This window comes from Bacteroidales bacterium MB20-C3-3 (assembly GCA_035609245.1).
Taxonomy (GTDB): Bacteria; Bacteroidota; Bacteroidia; order Bacteroidales; family UBA932; genus Bact-08.
On sequence record CP141202.1, the window covers coordinates 1,181,671 to 1,196,867 of the forward strand.

The following is a 15,197-nucleotide window of genomic DNA, read 5'->3' on the forward strand; positions in this document are numbered from 1 at the left end:
TTTGTTAGTTATTAGTATACTGATGATTGTCCCATTTGAGAGAGTATCTTTCTCCCTCCATTTTCAGAGAGGAGGAAATCAACAAACGCCTCTGCAATCTTCTTATTTGGGGCATCCCTGAGAATAGTGAGACCATATATCATGGCCTCTCCGTTAATCGCTATTGTATCTTCAGGAGAGGAGCCTCTTACTTTTACAACTGCTTTAGCATACCAGTCATTCAGTAAGGGATCTGACAAATTAACAGAATCACTTAGCTCTGTATATTTTAATCCATGCTGAACAGCTACAGATTTATACAAAAATATATAATCTACTGCATTGACATCAAGCAGAGCAAGAAGATCGACCTCCTTGGGTCTTATATATCTTGCATCCTTGATAATCATTGTCTTCATATCCGCTCCGGCCAGTTGCCAAACAAGAAGAGTCCTGTAACCACAGGGATCAGAGTTTGGATCAGATCTTCCAAAAATCACATCCTCCCTCAAGAGAATCTCTTTCCAGTTATCTTTAGTAATTTCTGAGGAATACCTTGATTTATCGTTATAAACTATTGCCATCTCGTTTGCTGCAAACTTAATATTCTCAGAGGCGAACCCCGGTATAAGAAGTTTATCAATTACTTTGTAATCTGCAGAAGCCATAATATCACAATCTCTTCCCAGTTCTGTAATCTTTCTGGCGGCATCTATGCTTCCGGATGCCTCGGCTAAAATCTTTACACCCGGATTAAGTTTAACAAAACTGTCTGCAATTGCCTTAAAGGGCATAGAGAGAGAACCGGCATGAAAAATAACCAGCTCTCCGTTTAAACCCTCTCGGTTGTCTGAGCCTCTGCCTGTACATGAGAGGGTTAATATCAGCATCAGAAGAATCAAGGGGAGCATATTTACTGTATGAAAAAACTCCTTTACTCTCCCCTTAATAAGAGTATCAATATCACCTCTTAACTTGAGATATGAATCAAGTAATCTTTTTCCATCCGGAGAGAGCTTAGTCCCTCCCCCATCTTTTCCACCTCTGTAGGTTTCAATTAAATGAAATCCCAGTTCTGTTTCAGAATCTCTGATTCTGTCCCAGACTTTTCTATAGCTTATACCAAGACTATCTGCTGCATAGTGGAGAGATTCCCCCTCTTCAATCTTCTGAAGGATAAGAAAATGTTCGTGTCCGAGCACCTCTCCGCTTCCCCTTTTTGTAAGCCACAACCTGTAATCCAGGAATATATCATAGTATTTGGCTCCTCTGTTTCCTGCCATTTTAGTATAGCGTTATTTTACTTATTCCTTTAATAGACCTGTCTGCAAACATATCATTATCGGCATAGAGAGAGAAGGTTTCACGTCCCTTCTCGGCTCCATCTCCAAACATAATCAGAGGCTCCATTCCGTCAACTCTGTTAATAAGTTCCGAGAGAGAGAAGGATGCCCTGTACCCGTCAACTGCCTCTATACAAATAAGACCCTCTCTTAAACTCCTTTTGTCCGTAGGGAGGATACCTCTTAATAAACCATCAGCCCTTACCCCGGAAAATGTTCTTACCCCCTTGTATCCCATTCCGTGGCCATAGTAAATTGTTCTTCTGTCAAGTTTTGGAAGATTTTCCGGAATTGAGTTAAAGGATGCTATCAACTCTCCTCCTTTTAAAACATCAAGTTTGTTTGAGTAGAATATTTCCGGGTCTCTGTTTACTTTAAAGTCACCCTTAAGAGATTTAATTACAATTTTTGATGGATTAAGAATCCCCCTCTCGGCAAAAAGATCGGTTCCCACCACTAATTTACTCCCGGACGGTATTTCCCATTTTTCATCTGTCTTGCTAGGTACAACTCTTGTTGCAGCTTTAGCTATTATTATGTTATAAACATCTGCAGAGTAGATTATCTCTCCCCAGCTGAAAACAGCAAATTCACCGGCATCATTCCAAACTTCAACATAAAGATCAACAGGAGGGTAAAAATCCTCTTTAGAAAGTTTATCAATCTTAACAGAGCTTAATATGTCGCAAAGAGCAACCCCATCGTACCTGAATGCACCCAGAAATTTAGCAGAATCACTCTCCATTATAACTTCTCTGACAGTTACAGAGTGCCAGGGTAATTTTTCAAGCAAGACTTTCTGATCTCCATCTGTCTCTCCGGTAATAAGAATCTCGTTTACAGTTTTTAAATCAGAAGGAGATTCTGTATTAAAATAATTATTTGCTCCTGATTCCCAAATAAGTGTGGATCCTGAATATCCATCAATATGCAAATATTTGCAACTCGTAAGTGATAAAAAAAGTGCCAGCAGCACAAGAAGTGATCTTTCTCTCATATTTTAAGTTTTCACAAAGATATAAAAAACTGCTAACTTGCACAGGTTTTGCGAACAGAATAAAAATGGAAATTAACTCATTTCGCTTTGAAGGAAAAGAGATTAGAAGGCCCTTTGTAATTGCCGGGCCCTGCAGTGCCGAGAGCGAGGATCAGATGATTGGCACAGCCCGTCTGCTGGCATCTCAGGGCGTAGAGGTTTTCAGAGCAGGAATATGGAAGCCGAGGACCAAACCCGGGGGTTTTGAGGGTGTTGGCTCTGCAGGACTTGAGTGGTTAAAGATCGTAAAAGAGGAGACCGGCTTAAAAACAACCACTGAAGTTGCAAACTCAAGGCATGTTGAAGATGCGCTAAAAGCAGGAGTTGACATTTTGTGGATTGGAGCCAGGACTACAGCAAATCCTTTTGCAGTACAGGAGATTGCCGAGGCAGCAGGCGGATCCGGTACTCCCGTATTAGTTAAAAATCCAATCAATCCTGATATTGAGCTTTGGATTGGGGCTGCCGAAAGGCTCATTGCCTGCGGCACAGATAATATAGCTTTTGTTCACAGAGGATTTGGAGCATATGAAAAGGGGCTCTTTAGAAATCAACCTCAGTGGCACATCCCGATTGAGCTAAAAAGAAGGCTCCCATCTGTTACAATTTTATGCGATCCAAGCCATATCGGGGGAAAGCAAAATCTTATATACCCAATTTCACAGCAGGCCATGGATCTGGGATTTGACGGGCTCATGATTGAGACTCACATCAATCCCTCGCAGGCACTTAGTGATAAAGAGCAGCAAATAACACCGGAACTTCTGGATAGGATTCTTAAACTTATTGTTATAAGAGATACGAGCGAATCATCTGAATATCTTGCAGATTTAAGAAGAGAGATTGATGAACTGGACGACAGGCTTCTTAACATTCTCTCAAAAAGGATGTCTGTAGCAAGAGAGATTGGCAGATACAAGATGCAGAACAATATGCAGGTTCTTCAACCTGTAAGGTACGATAAAATGGTAACAAGCAGAATCGCACAGGCTCTGGGTCTTGAACTTGATGAAGATTTTGTAAAGCAAATACTGGAGGCTGTTCATGAAGAATCAGTAAGACAGCAGTTTGAAATAATAAACAGATCAGGGCTCTCCCAGAAGCTTAATTAACCACCACTTACCAGGTGAATCACCTTTAAATCATCACCATCTTTAACAAATGTTGATGAATACATATCTTTTTTTACAAGTTGATCATTAAGCCTTACAACAAGCATTTTAAATGCATATGACTTTAAGGCGATAATCTCCTCTACTGTTAATTCATCCCCTGCAAACTCCTCCTCCCTGTTATTCAATTTAATTCTCATACCAATCTCTTAACAATATTTCAAGCACTAAATCTGCCTGAAGATTTGAAACAATTTTAACTTTTGGTGACAGAGGCGGCAACTCCTCAGAAACTTCACTTACCTCATCACCACATATATAAAGATTCCCACTTCTTGTGACTCTCAGCTTATCCGAATTACCCCAACCGGCCAGACCGGAAGCAGCAACAACAGGTATTTGGGGTAACTGAGCCGACATCTCCTCAATGATCATATTCTTTTGTGATGCCTCGTCAAATGCCTCTACAACAACATCACATGTAGAGAAGAGAAGCATTATATTATCTGGTGTGACTCTTGAAAAATGCATCTGAAGTGAGGCAAAAGGGCTAATTCTTAGTAAATTATCCCTGAGAGCATCTACCTTCTTCTCACCTATCTGATCGTGGAAATAAAATTGTCTGTTGAGGTTTGAATCAGATACCCTGTCATAGTCTGCAACTATCAATTTTCCTGCACCACATCTTAAGAGAGACTCAGCACAATTTGATCCGAGCCCACCGGCTCCGGCTATTCCTATTGTTTTTTGTGACAAAAACGCTCTGATTTGGTTAAAGGTTGGCATAAAAAGGGGTTGTCAGGATTGCGATTTTTCGTAAATTTACAAAAAATTAAAAACCTAAAAAAATATAGGATGAACTATCAGGAGATCAAATCCGGAAGAAAGATCACTGCCTCCTTTCCATACACCTGGAAGCCAATGGAGAGGGGCTATAGTGACCAGAGTCTGTATGTGAATGTAGAGACAGGAAAAATGGAAACTCGCAAGGTCTCACCCGAGACCAGAGAGAAATTTATCGGAGGAAAAGGCTACGGACTCAGAATGCTCTGGGATGCCGTAAAACCAACAACTAAATGGCAGGATCCCGAAAATGAAATCGTTATTTCAGGCGGACCCTGTTCAGGGATAACACAATATTCAGGGTCAGGCAAATCAATTGTTGTTGCAATATCTCCTCAGACTGAAAAAATTATTGACAGCAATGTAGGAGGGCACTTTGGGCCACACCTGAAAATTGCTGGATTTGATGCTCTGGAGATTCAGGGTAACTCTCCAAAAGATGTGATTGTATTCATAAACGGAGTAGATCATATTGTGGAGATTTTTGAGACTCCTCAACAATTAAGCTATGACTCTCACCTTCTTGGAGAGGAGCTTATGGAGATGTTCGCCGATAACGAAAAGGACAAGATCAATGTCTCTGTTGTTGCTTCCGGTAAAGCAGCAGAGCACTCTTTGATCGGAATGCTCAATTTCACATTCTGGGATGTAAAAAGGGGTAAAGTCAGGCTAAAACAGGCTGGCAGAGGTGGTATAGGAACACTTATGCGTCATAAGGGGGTTAGAGCAATTGTTGCAAAAATCCCAAAAGTGACCGGTAATTTCAACAATGTAGTTGATCTTCCTGCTATTATGGAGAGAGGGAAGAGGTTTAACAAAGAGATGCGGGACCTGGATGATATCCAGTGTCAGATGCGTCAGGTTGGAACCGCACACCTAATGGGAGTCCTTGAAAAATACGACATCCTGCCTGTTATGAATTTCAAATACGGAGATCACAAAGATTGCCCTAAAATTGATCTTGAAGTTTGGAAAAAATTCTTCACTCAGGGTGTTCCGGACGGATGCTGGATAGGTTGCAATATGTCTTGTGCAAAAGGGGTGGATGATTTTGAACTTAGGACAGGTCCATACAAGGGAAGCAAAGTAATAGTTGACGGGCCGGAATACGAGAATGCTGCCGCCCTGGGATCTAATATAGCAGTTTTTGATCCACGGGACATTATTGAACAGAATTTCTACTGCGACACATACGGAGTCTGCACAATAACCTGGGGAAACATTGTTGGATTCCTTATGGAGTGCTGGGACAACGGGATTTTGAATGCAGAGAGAACAGGGGGAGTAGATCTCTCCTGGGGTAATGCCGATGCCTCTCTTGAACTGCTCCACCAAATGGCTCGAGGCGAGGGATTCGGCGTAACAGCCGGCCTTGGTGTTATGAGGCTCAAGAAAATTTTTGCTGACAATGGATGGGGAGAGAGGCAGTTTCTAGAAGACATAGGAATGGAAAACAAGGGTCTTGAGTACTCAATGTATCTTTCAAAAGAGTCTCTTGCTCAGCAGGGCGGTTATGCAATGACCAACAAAGGGCCTCAGCACGACGAGGCCTGGCTGATATTTATGGATATGGTAAATAATATGATTCCTACCTTTGAAAACAAGGCTGAGGCACTTCACTATTTCCCATATTTCCGGACCTGGTTTGGTCTGGCAGGATTCTGCAAACTCTGCTGGAACGATGTGGAGCCTGCAGATAATGCAGAACAGCCGGAACCAAACAAGGTACCTGAGCATGTGGACAACTATGTAACAATTTTCAAAGCTGTTACAGGCAGAGAGTTTGATAAGGAGGAGATGATCAGAATGTCTGAGCGGGTTTACAACTTCCAGAAGATATTTAATATCCGCCTGGGATTTGGCACAAGGGAGTTTGACAAACAACCCTACAGGGCAGCAGGGCCTGTGACCGAGGAGGAGTATCTTAGCCGTCAGGAGAGGTACGACAAGCAACTAATTGACAAAATGGGACTTGATCCTCTCAAAATGACCCTTCAGGAGAAGATGAAGATCCACAGAGAATACAGGGAAAGCCAGTATGAAAGCCTTCTGGATGCAGTATACCATCGCAGAGGATGGAACAAAAACGGAGTACCTACAATTGAACATCTGAAGAGAATTGGCATGGATCTCCCTGAGCTTATTGAAGTAGTAACCCCATTACAATAGTAAAATAATGAACGCAAAATCTTTTAAATTTGCCGTTCAAAGAGTTGTGCTCATCGCCACCCTGGCGGTGAGCCTCTTTTTTACGGCGTGCCAATCCGGCAAAGATCCAAATCCATACGGACTTGATATTATTGCAACAACTGAAGAATACCTGGCCAGCATTGAGGCAGACAGCGCCAATATGCTCACAGACCTGGAGGATATTATTCCCAATCTTATCCTTGATATCCGTTATGCTGACACAAATAACTTTACAGGCACCAAAATATACTCTGCACCTAAAGCATATCTGAGAAAAGCTGTTGCCGACTCTCTCCTTAGAATACAGGAAGAGCTTGGTAAAGAAGGCCTTGGCATTAAGATTTACGATGCCTACAGGCCCTATTCTGCTACTCTCTATTTCTACGAAGTATATCCGGATACAACATTTGTAGCTGCCCCGTGGAAAGGATCAATACACAACAGAGGTTGCGCAGTTGACCTTACCCTGGTTAACCTTTCAACCGGAGAGGAGTTACAGATGCCTACCCCATTTGATGAGTTCTCAGAGGCTGCTTCACACTCCTTTATTCCACTGGATAGCACTATCCTTGCCAACAGGAGCAAACTTCTCTCAGTTATGGAGAAATTCGGATTTACACAATATGATCACGAGTGGTGGCACTATAATTTTGCCAACAGGGAGGGGATGGGATTACTTAATATTTCATTTGAAGATCTTGAAAAATTAAAGAAATGAAGAAAATATTACCATTTGCAATTCTGCTGGCTGTACTTACTGCACAATCAGGGTACTCCCAGAACACTCCTCAAAAGACATCGCTAAATGTCAATAAGGTTTACTACCCATCTTACGGTGTTATGGAGAGGAGCAGACCATCCTTTCCAAAAATTGGAGAGTATGAAGTTATGCTTTGCGATTTTCATACACATACTATATTTTCAGACGGGCTGGTATGGCCGGATATCAGGGTAAGCGAAGCGTGGACAGAGGGTCTTGATGCAATTGCTATTACTGACCATATTGAGTACAGGCCATACAGGAAATATACAAATAATGACCACAACACCTCATATGAAATTGCAAAGGTGGCGGCAGATAAGGTGGGTCTTATTCTTATCAAGGGCTCTGAAATCACCCGAACACAAAGCACAATGGGACATTTTAACGCTCTATTTCTTAAAGACTCAAATCCCCTTGATGTTAAAGACCCAAAAGAGGCATTAAGAGCAGCTAAAGCACAGGGAGCTTACATAATCTGGAATCATCCGGGATGGGCAGTTGACTCAACATACATAAGAGATTTCCAGAGAGAAGTTCTGGAAGAGGGACTAATTGACGGAATAGAGGTATTTAACAATACCGAGTTCTATCCTAGAAGCATGAAATGGGCGCTGGATAAAAATCTGGCAATAATTGCAGCTTCAGATGCTCATGGCAGTATAGAAAAGGGGCAAATGGAGAGACTTGGAATTATGAGACCTCTTACTATAGTTTTCGCAAAAGAGAGATCTATTGAAGGAATCAGGGAGGGATTACAATCCGGAAGAACTCTGGCGCTTTTTCATAACATAATTGCTGCAAAAAGGGGCTTAGCCGTTGAGTTTGTAAACTCGTGCCTGACAATTAGTAAGAGTGGGACAACCGGGAAAAACAACGACTATCTAATTCAAAATAAGAGCGATATGCCATTCCATGTTAAGTTTGGAAAGAGAGAAATCTGGATTGGGAAGTCCTCTTCAGTTAATATCTCTGCCCCTGCTAACGATTCTGTAATAAAAATGATCTTCCTGAACATTTTTGTTAGTGAAAACGAACTTTTGGCACATGATTTGCAAATCTTATAGTGAAGTTTTTTCATAGTTTAGGTTTTAGGTTAAGAAAGGGGTAATGTCGTTCCGGGTTTCCGGAGCGACATTTACTTTATAGCCAAAGTTTGCAGTTCTCTAAAAAGGTTGTATATTTGCGGACCTTTTCTCGGGAAGATAAGGAAGTTAATATTTAAAAACTTAATAAACAAAGCATTATGGCTGTTAAAATTCGCCTGGCTCGCCACGGTAAAAAGAATTTCGCATTCTTCCACATCGTTGTAGCCGATAATCGTGCACCCCGCGATGGTCGTTATATCGCAAAACTGGGTACATACAATCCTAATTCTAATCCTGCAGTAATTGAACTGGACACAGATGGAGCTCTTAAATGGCTTTACAATGGTGCTCAGCCAACTGATACTTGCCGCAGAATTCTCTCTTACAAAGGAGTGTTACTAAAAAAACACCTTCAGGAAGGTGTTAAAAAGGGAGCTTTAACTCAGGAGGTCGCTGATCAGAAGTGGAACGCCTGGGCTGCCGAAAAAGAGAACAAGGTTTCAGGAAAAGTATCTCAGCTTGCACAAAGTACTCGCGATGCAAAGAAAGCTGCTGCTGCTGAAGAGGCTAAGGTTAATGAGGCAAGAGCTGCTGAGTTGGCAAAGAGAAAGGAAGATGAGCGCAAGGCTGCTGAGGCCGCTGCCGCAGAGGCTAAAGCTGAAGCTAACGCTGAGGCAGAAGCTGTAGCAGAGAGTGCTCAGGAAGCTCCTGCTGTTGAAGAAACACCTGAAGCATAATTCAATGCACAAGTCAGCAAATAAGTTGCTGCCTGTAGCAAAGGTTATCAAATCGTTCGGAACGGACGGAGGCGTGCTTATAAGGTTTGCCCCCGGAACGCAGAACAAATTGAATAAAAAGAGACCGGTATTCATCTATTTTGATGGACTTCCGGTCCCTTTTTTTATTGATGAGATTGAGCCAAAAGGAGCAGAGAAAGCCTTTGTAAAGCTGGGAAATATCAATTCTCTTGAACTGGCGGCCGAGATTGAGGGAGAGATAGTATACCTGGAAGAGACAAAAGCCAAAAGTGTATCAGGCAAGAGAAGCTTCTCCGGTGGAGATCTGGTTGGTATGCAGATTTTTGACTCCGGGGATTCATTGATTGGAATAATTGCAACATTCTATGATTATCCCGGCAATCCCTGTATCGGCATTAAGACTTCGGGCTCTGAAAGGGAGTCACTCCTGCCCCTCCACGATGATTTAATAATTAAAGCGGATCTAGAAAACGGTAAAATCACATTGGATTTACCTGAGGGGATACTGGATATTTAAAAAATATCATCTACCTTAGCTATTGAAATATCTAAACAAATGTTCAGAAAACTACTGTTAATTGGCCTGGTGGCGGCGGTGACCGTTACTGAGGCGCAAGGGCAGAGAAGCAACTGGAACAAATACTACCAGAAGCAGCTGCCGGAAGCTGAAGTAAGATTCAGCCACGGACTTCTTCCACTAACCTACGACTTTGAATTTTTTGACTGGCAATGGGACCTTTTTCCGAGATCTGTATCTGATCAGTATTATGATCTTCAGACATACAGAGGGAATCTCTACAGTACCGGAGCCCTGAGCATGGCTCACAGCGTAAAAGTTGCCAAATGGCTTGAGATGGGTGCTACACTATCTTATGTTGGTAATTTCCGTAATATTTACTCAACTGAAACCAATAATGTAATTGGCAGGGAGACCTCCAACAGCATTTTCTTTACGCCAACAATGAGATTCGCCTGGTTTAACAGAGAGTGGGTTAGAATGTACTCATCTGTAGGCCTTGGTATTGGAATGATGATAAAGCATCCTTACAGCACAAATGCAGGAGGAGCAACAGAACCCTATATTGAATGGGGGCCATCTGTTCAGCTGACTGGATTTGGCATCTCTGTAGGTAAGCGATTCTTCTGGTTTTCAGAGGTTCAGACAATAGGAACTCTCGGGGTTTTCACCACCGGATTCGGATTCAGGGTTACCCCTGATAAAAGGAGGTGGCAGAGATGAGGATAAAAACCTTTTTATTCAGTCTGATCCTTCTGGTATCATTCCAATCTTGTATTCTTGATGATGGAGATCGTATCCCAAGAAAGACTGAGGCGGGAAAATTGATTTGGGATGCAACATCTAATGTTTTAGCCGGAAACCTTTACACTGCTGATCTGGCACTCAAGCTGGACTTATGGATAACTGCATCTCCGGAAATGAAAGATCAATTTGAAGACAGATACTTTCCAGGTAATAAACTAAGAAGTGTTACAGGTGTATGGAATATTACAGGCACTCCTGTCTATATATATCCGGATGATAAATCGCTGCACACTCAGGGGGCTATATGGAAGGTCCTTGTTTCTGACTTTATGTATGAGTATCCATCAATTCCAAGAATGCACATTAGTATTGAGTGCATCGGTGAACTTAAATGGAAAGTCACCTCTTATGATGATGAGGGAATAAACGGTAATAACAATATTGTAGCTGAGTTATCCGGGAAGAGAGTAGAGTCACTGGCCTCATCTGCCGGTTATATTTACACTATCAAGGGAACCGGATATTTTAACCCTTCTATGTACGAAAACGATAATCAGAGACTGGTTGTCAGTTATATTATACCAGGAGGTATAAGTTTCTATCCTCATATTATTAATGAATTAAGCAAAAAGTACACATATATCCCATATTCTGGTTCCTGTGCACTTGTTGTAAATGACATTAAGAACACTGCCACAAATGAAAACATTCTTGTTGAAGTCCTTTCAGGATCTCCAACAAGAACGGTAAGTAAAATTACTTATAAAGGGGTTACAGAGACCTGGGAGTAACAAGGTTTAACGCTGCAGGCTCCGGAGGGCTATTTTATATTAATCTTCCCGCTTGCAGCTGCCTTTATAAGCATATCGTCAATTTTCCCAAACATTGCAATTACGGTATACTCAGCATCTGAACTATTGAGAAAAATCAGAGCTCCGTTGCTCGTTTTGCTTACATACATCTCAACCTCTTCTGTTTTATCCTTTACTCTAAGCATCCTTTCAAAAGCAAATTTTGAAATTATTCCATCCATGTCTCTTTTGAGGCTTACTCTGAGAGGGATATTGTTTTCCATAACTGAAGAGGGTACTGTAAGAATTCTGAGCTCTGTAATTTTGGATGTCCACTCTTTTGACTCTTCGTCATCAGCAAATGCATTGGCAAACTTCATCATTGATGAGGATATACTTACAAGCTCTACATTGTCATTTTTTTCATATTTATCAAAGATTGCTTTGATCTCTTTTGACTGGCCCATTACAGCAGAGGGAAGAAGGATGGCCGCACAGATAATTAAAATCAGCTTTTTCATATTATTATTTTTTAATATTCATTTTTTTTGAGCACTCAACATTAAGACGAACTATTGTTTGTTTTGTGTCAAAGCAGAGTTTACTTTCTCCATTGGTGAGAGAGCTCTCTCAACTTTTGCAAGGCTGTTTAATGTACTGTTTGCCTTATTTAGCTGTTGCATTAATGAATTTACTTTATCAAGACGATTATTTGCCACATCAACAGCCATCTGGCTATTTTTCACACTCTCACCATCAATAATAAGCCTGAACGAATTGTCACCACCTGTATTAAACAAGAAAAAGCCTACAAGCAATAAGGCAGCAGCAGCTACTGTACCCCATCTTAGCATTGGAGTGTAAAAAGAGTGTGACCTCATTACAGGGACGTCAATATAGCTCTTCTCTGATTCAAAGAATCCAAACATCTCTGAATAGCTGCGTATTGCTTCCGGTATCTCCGCATGAGGAGTAGCTCTGTAATAATCCTTTATTCGCGACTCCTCCTCCAGAGAGGTCTCGGCATTAAAATACTTTTCAATAAGCATTTCAATCTCTTTGTAATCTTCCCTTTTCATCGCATTATTATTTTTTCTCTTAATTTTTGTCTTGCACGGGAGAGCAGTGTTCTTACATTACCCTCAGATGTCTCCAGTATCCGTGCAATCTCCTCCATCTCATATCCCATCACATCCCTGAGCCTTACAGCCAGCATCTGATCAGATGGGAGACTCTCCATACAACTTTTAATATTGGCAAACTGGTCCTTGTGTTCAAGAGCAGAAGAGGGGTCATCTGTCCCGATTCTGAACATATTGGTATTAAGCTGTTCTGTGTTGTTCTTCTTAAGTTTGAGGTAATCCAGACAAACATTTTTCAAAATATGAAGCGTAAGGGCTTCCAGGTTTTTAATCTCTTCGATATCCCGGGCCTTCCAAAGCTTAATAACAGCATCCTGAACCATGTCTTCTGCAGTTGCAGGTCCTGCCTTGACAAAAGTGCCGGCAAAATTTACAAGTTTAGGCCTGATCCTTCCAACCAATATGTTAAACTCATGTGAGGTCATACTGCATAGAAGACGAATTAATTCAACCTTTGTTACAGGGGGAAACCGAATATTTAGAAAATATAGTTTAGACCAATGTTCATTCCGTTTTTACCATCTCTTTTATCAAATGGTTTACCCCACTCGAATGATACAATGAAATTTTTGTTCATTACCGCTTTTATTCCGGCTCCAGCAGAGAGATGGAGCTTTTCGTCTGCAAACGACCATATATATGGGTCATTAGAATACCGCATTTTGTCAAGTTTGTATGGCTGAATAACCATTCCGGCATCCAAAAAGGGATTAAGAGCCAGATACCAATCTTGCTTCAGGAATCTGAAATCAAGGAACCTGTATCGGAGCTCAAAATTTGCCCATGCCAACCCTTTTCCCACTACTCTGTTCCTTATAACTCCTCGTAGTGTATTAATACCTCCAAGTCCCTCTGATGTAATTTGTCTGAAGTAAAGCGTAGATATATTCTGCTGCATATAAAAGGGGGCCTCCCCCGCTAAATTTGCCTGTGCAGCCAACCTGTAAGCAAAAGTAAGCCTCGTCTTATATACAGGGATATACCCTCTGTGAACGAATGACATCTTAAGATAGCTTTTTCCAAAAGGAGATCCAAAGAGAATAGATTCTGTCCAAAAGCCTTTTGATGGATCAGATTCATTATCTCTGGTGTCGTGGACTACCCCTGATTTAATCTCCAAATGCACTCCTCCCCTCGCCTCATCTTGTGAAATTATTCCAGAATTAAGATATCTGGTGTAAAGGTTATCCTCTCCCTCATATTTTTCAAGTCTCACCTCTCCAACTCTGTAAGAGTACAGGCCTGCACCGGCAGCCCACTTCCAATTTCCTCCCAGAGATCCCTGAAGGTCAATAGTACTTCTGAACAGCCTCCTGTCCATTTTAAAAAAGGAGGGGTTCTCAGTTGCAAATTCATTGCTGTAAAAAGAGGAGTAGCCATTAAATCCGGTGAAATCCATCATTTTATCAGTAATGTAACTCACATCTACAGTAGTTCTAACTCCTTTAAGCAGATATTCAGAGTCATAAAAGAGGTGATAAACACCAGTCCCTTTAGTGTACTGAGAAACCTCTACATTAAACTTGTGAATATATTTTGGAAAAGTACTTCCATCTCCAAACCAAAATATATCTGCAAGGGCACCATATTGAAAACCAAGGTCACTGTTGTAGCCAATAGCCGGTAAAGGGCCTATACTCCAGCCTCTCTTTGTCTGAGAATCTAACTGAACAGGCTCTGCAGTTAATATAACTGCCAGAATAATTACTGCAATTTTTTTCATGATAGTATCAAACTAATAATGTATCCAAGATAATTTCCAATGGCATATCCTACAAGTCCTACTGTCAGACCCGTTATTATTACATTTTTATTTTTCATTGCTGCTGCAACAAGAGGAACAAAAGGGGGAGAGTTTATCAGAGAGACCGATGAAATAAGTACGGTATCGGCATCAAGCTTAAATAACCTTGACAGTAAAAGTTGTATTGCCAGTGATATAAATATTGCAAAAGTTATGTAGAGCAGAAGATAGATTCCCCCTGAAAGGTTAAGTTTAGTAAGATCTGCCATTGATGCTACTACCATACTAAAGATATAGACCAGATACATCCCGGCATCATAACTGGTTTTAATCTCTCTTACACGCTTTACAAAAGAGGCTGCAATTCCAAGAGATGTAATTGACAGTATAACCACAACCATCTGGATACTCTTGGGTAAGATTAAAGACAATCCTCCGGCTATTATAAAAATACCAACAGAGAGGGCCAGTGCACATAAAAGCGGCAGAAGATTCTCCCTTTTGAAAAATTCTTTATAAGGATTTTCGTCATAAGAGTCTACAGGCATATGCTTTTCTGGAATACCATTCTTTACAGGATAGTGGAGAACCCTCCTGAAAAGAGGAATTCCTATTGATAGAACAAAGGTTAGATAAAGAAGGCTTATTGCCATATCATATGAGTGTATAAGCAAATATGTTTCGTTAGGTACTTCCAGCATAATTTTAATAGCTGCAAGATTAGGAGTTCCTCCCGTGTATACACCTGTAAGCATACCAGCAATCTTGTTCATCTGTGCACCCATCAGCGGATCAGATCCAATAAGGGGTTTAAAAATGAAATAACCGGAGATTACTGCTGTAACTACTGCAACTGTGCCGGTTATCAGAGTAAGGATTGCATTCTTTATATCCCATCGCTTGAAATCGCAAGAGAAGAGCATCAATGGTATTGCAAGAGGTATAATAACCGTTACAATTAAGTCCTGTAACTCATATGCCCCCTGGGGAACAAGTCCTGAATTCCCTAATACAATCCCAACCAGATAGAGTAGCAGGACAGGACCAATTTTTTTAAGAAATGGCACCCTCGCTGTCATCCATAATATTGCAGCAGGTGTGACCAAATATGTTATTACCAGAAGTGTTGTATTCATAAATAACTCAA

General features: G+C 41.1%; 17 protein-coding genes. 8 read left to right on the forward strand and 9 right to left on the reverse strand.

The window, feature by feature from the left end:
• Positions 1-11 precede the first annotated feature (11 nt).
• Entirely contained in the window at positions 12-1,262 is a 1,251-nt protein-coding gene (locus tag U5907_05335; protein WRQ34061.1) for an extracellular solute-binding protein, read from the reverse strand.
• Position 1,263: 1 nt separating this feature from the next.
• Positions 1,264-2,319: a hypothetical protein gene (locus U5907_05340; protein ID WRQ34062.1), complete on the reverse strand. Its 1,056-nt coding sequence runs from the start codon at positions 2,317-2,319 to the stop codon at positions 1,264-1,266.
• 65 nt (positions 2,320-2,384) lie between these two features.
• Between U5907_05340 and U5907_05345 the strand changes: the two genes are divergently transcribed.
• A complete protein-coding gene (locus tag U5907_05345; protein ID WRQ34063.1) occupies positions 2,385-3,470 on the forward strand; it encodes a bifunctional 3-deoxy-7-phosphoheptulonate synthase/chorismate mutase type II in 1,086 nt (361 codons plus the stop codon).
• Here U5907_05345 and thiS read toward each other — a convergent pair.
• Together thiS and thiF are read right to left on the reverse strand one after the other, a co-directional pair.
• Positions 3,467-3,670 (reverse strand): sulfur carrier protein ThiS, encoded by a 204-nt coding sequence (thiS, locus tag U5907_05350; protein WRQ34064.1) that lies wholly within the window; start codon positions 3,668-3,670, stop codon positions 3,467-3,469. The two genes, U5907_05345 and thiS, sit on opposite strands and share 4 nt — an antisense overlap.
• On the reverse strand, positions 3,660-4,256 hold the full coding sequence (gene thiF / locus U5907_05355) for a sulfur carrier protein ThiS adenylyltransferase ThiF (GenBank protein ID WRQ34065.1): 597 nt from the start codon (positions 4,254-4,256) through the stop codon (positions 3,660-3,662). The genes thiS and thiF overlap by 11 nt, the downstream gene beginning before the upstream one ends.
• A gap of 69 nt (positions 4,257-4,325) precedes the next feature.
• Here thiF and U5907_05360 point away from each other — a divergent pair, with 69 nt between their 5' ends.
• The 7 genes from U5907_05360 (at position 4,326) to U5907_05390 (ending at position 11,164) form a co-directional block, all read left to right on the forward strand.
• The gene (locus U5907_05360; GenBank protein WRQ34066.1) at positions 4,326-6,482 is read left to right on the forward strand and encodes an aldehyde ferredoxin oxidoreductase C-terminal domain-containing protein; all 2,157 of its coding nucleotides are present in this window, start codon (positions 4,326-4,328) and stop codon (positions 6,480-6,482) included.
• A 7-nt stretch (positions 6,483-6,489) separates the two neighbouring features.
• Positions 6,490-7,221 carry a M15 family metallopeptidase gene (locus U5907_05365; GenBank protein ID WRQ34067.1) on the forward strand — a complete coding sequence of 244 codons (732 nt, stop codon included), beginning with the start codon at positions 6,490-6,492 and terminating at the stop codon, positions 7,219-7,221.
• A complete protein-coding gene (locus U5907_05370) occupies positions 7,218-8,330 on the forward strand; it encodes a hypothetical protein (protein ID WRQ34068.1) in 1,113 nt (370 codons plus the stop codon). Before U5907_05365 ends, U5907_05370 begins: the two co-directional genes overlap by 4 nt.
• A gap of 179 nt (positions 8,331-8,509) precedes the next feature.
• Positions 8,510-9,088, forward strand: a complete 579-nt coding sequence (locus U5907_05375; GenBank protein WRQ32014.1) for a 30S ribosomal protein S16 — start codon at positions 8,510-8,512, stop codon at positions 9,086-9,088.
• Between the two features lie 4 nt (positions 9,089-9,092).
• The gene (locus U5907_05380) at positions 9,093-9,626 is read left to right on the forward strand and encodes a hypothetical protein (GenBank protein WRQ32015.1); all 534 of its coding nucleotides are present in this window, start codon (positions 9,093-9,095) and stop codon (positions 9,624-9,626) included.
• Positions 9,627-9,665: 39 nt separating this feature from the next.
• The gene (locus U5907_05385; protein ID WRQ32016.1) at positions 9,666-10,349 is read left to right on the forward strand and encodes a hypothetical protein; all 684 of its coding nucleotides are present in this window, start codon (positions 9,666-9,668) and stop codon (positions 10,347-10,349) included.
• Entirely contained in the window at positions 10,346-11,164 is an 819-nt protein-coding gene (locus U5907_05390) for a hypothetical protein (protein WRQ32017.1), read from the forward strand. Before U5907_05385 ends, U5907_05390 begins: the two co-directional genes overlap by 4 nt.
• A gap of 29 nt (positions 11,165-11,193) precedes the next feature.
• Here the strand turns inward: U5907_05390 and U5907_05395 are convergent, their stop codons facing one another.
• Genes U5907_05395 through U5907_05415 form a run of 5 tightly spaced genes read right to left on the reverse strand, consistent with a single transcriptional unit; the run spans position 11,194 to position 15,186 of the window.
• The gene (locus U5907_05395) at positions 11,194-11,685 is read right to left on the reverse strand and encodes a DUF4252 domain-containing protein (protein WRQ32018.1); all 492 of its coding nucleotides are present in this window, start codon (positions 11,683-11,685) and stop codon (positions 11,194-11,196) included.
• 51 nt (positions 11,686-11,736) lie between these two features.
• Positions 11,737-12,243 carry a hypothetical protein gene (locus U5907_05400; GenBank protein WRQ32019.1) on the reverse strand — a complete coding sequence of 169 codons (507 nt, stop codon included), beginning with the start codon at positions 12,241-12,243 and terminating at the stop codon, positions 11,737-11,739.
• Positions 12,240-12,731 (reverse strand): sigma-70 family RNA polymerase sigma factor, encoded by a 492-nt coding sequence (locus tag U5907_05405; protein ID WRQ32020.1) that lies wholly within the window; start codon positions 12,729-12,731, stop codon positions 12,240-12,242. The genes U5907_05400 and U5907_05405 overlap by 4 nt, the downstream gene beginning before the upstream one ends.
• Positions 12,732-12,784: 53 nt before the next feature.
• Positions 12,785-14,029: a hypothetical protein gene (locus U5907_05410; protein WRQ32021.1), complete on the reverse strand. Its 1,245-nt coding sequence runs from the start codon at positions 14,027-14,029 to the stop codon at positions 12,785-12,787.
• Positions 14,026-15,186: a DUF819 family protein gene (locus U5907_05415; protein WRQ32022.1), complete on the reverse strand. Its 1,161-nt coding sequence runs from the start codon at positions 15,184-15,186 to the stop codon at positions 14,026-14,028. The genes U5907_05410 and U5907_05415 overlap by 4 nt, the downstream gene beginning before the upstream one ends.
• Between the last annotated feature and the right edge of the window lie 11 nt (positions 15,187-15,197).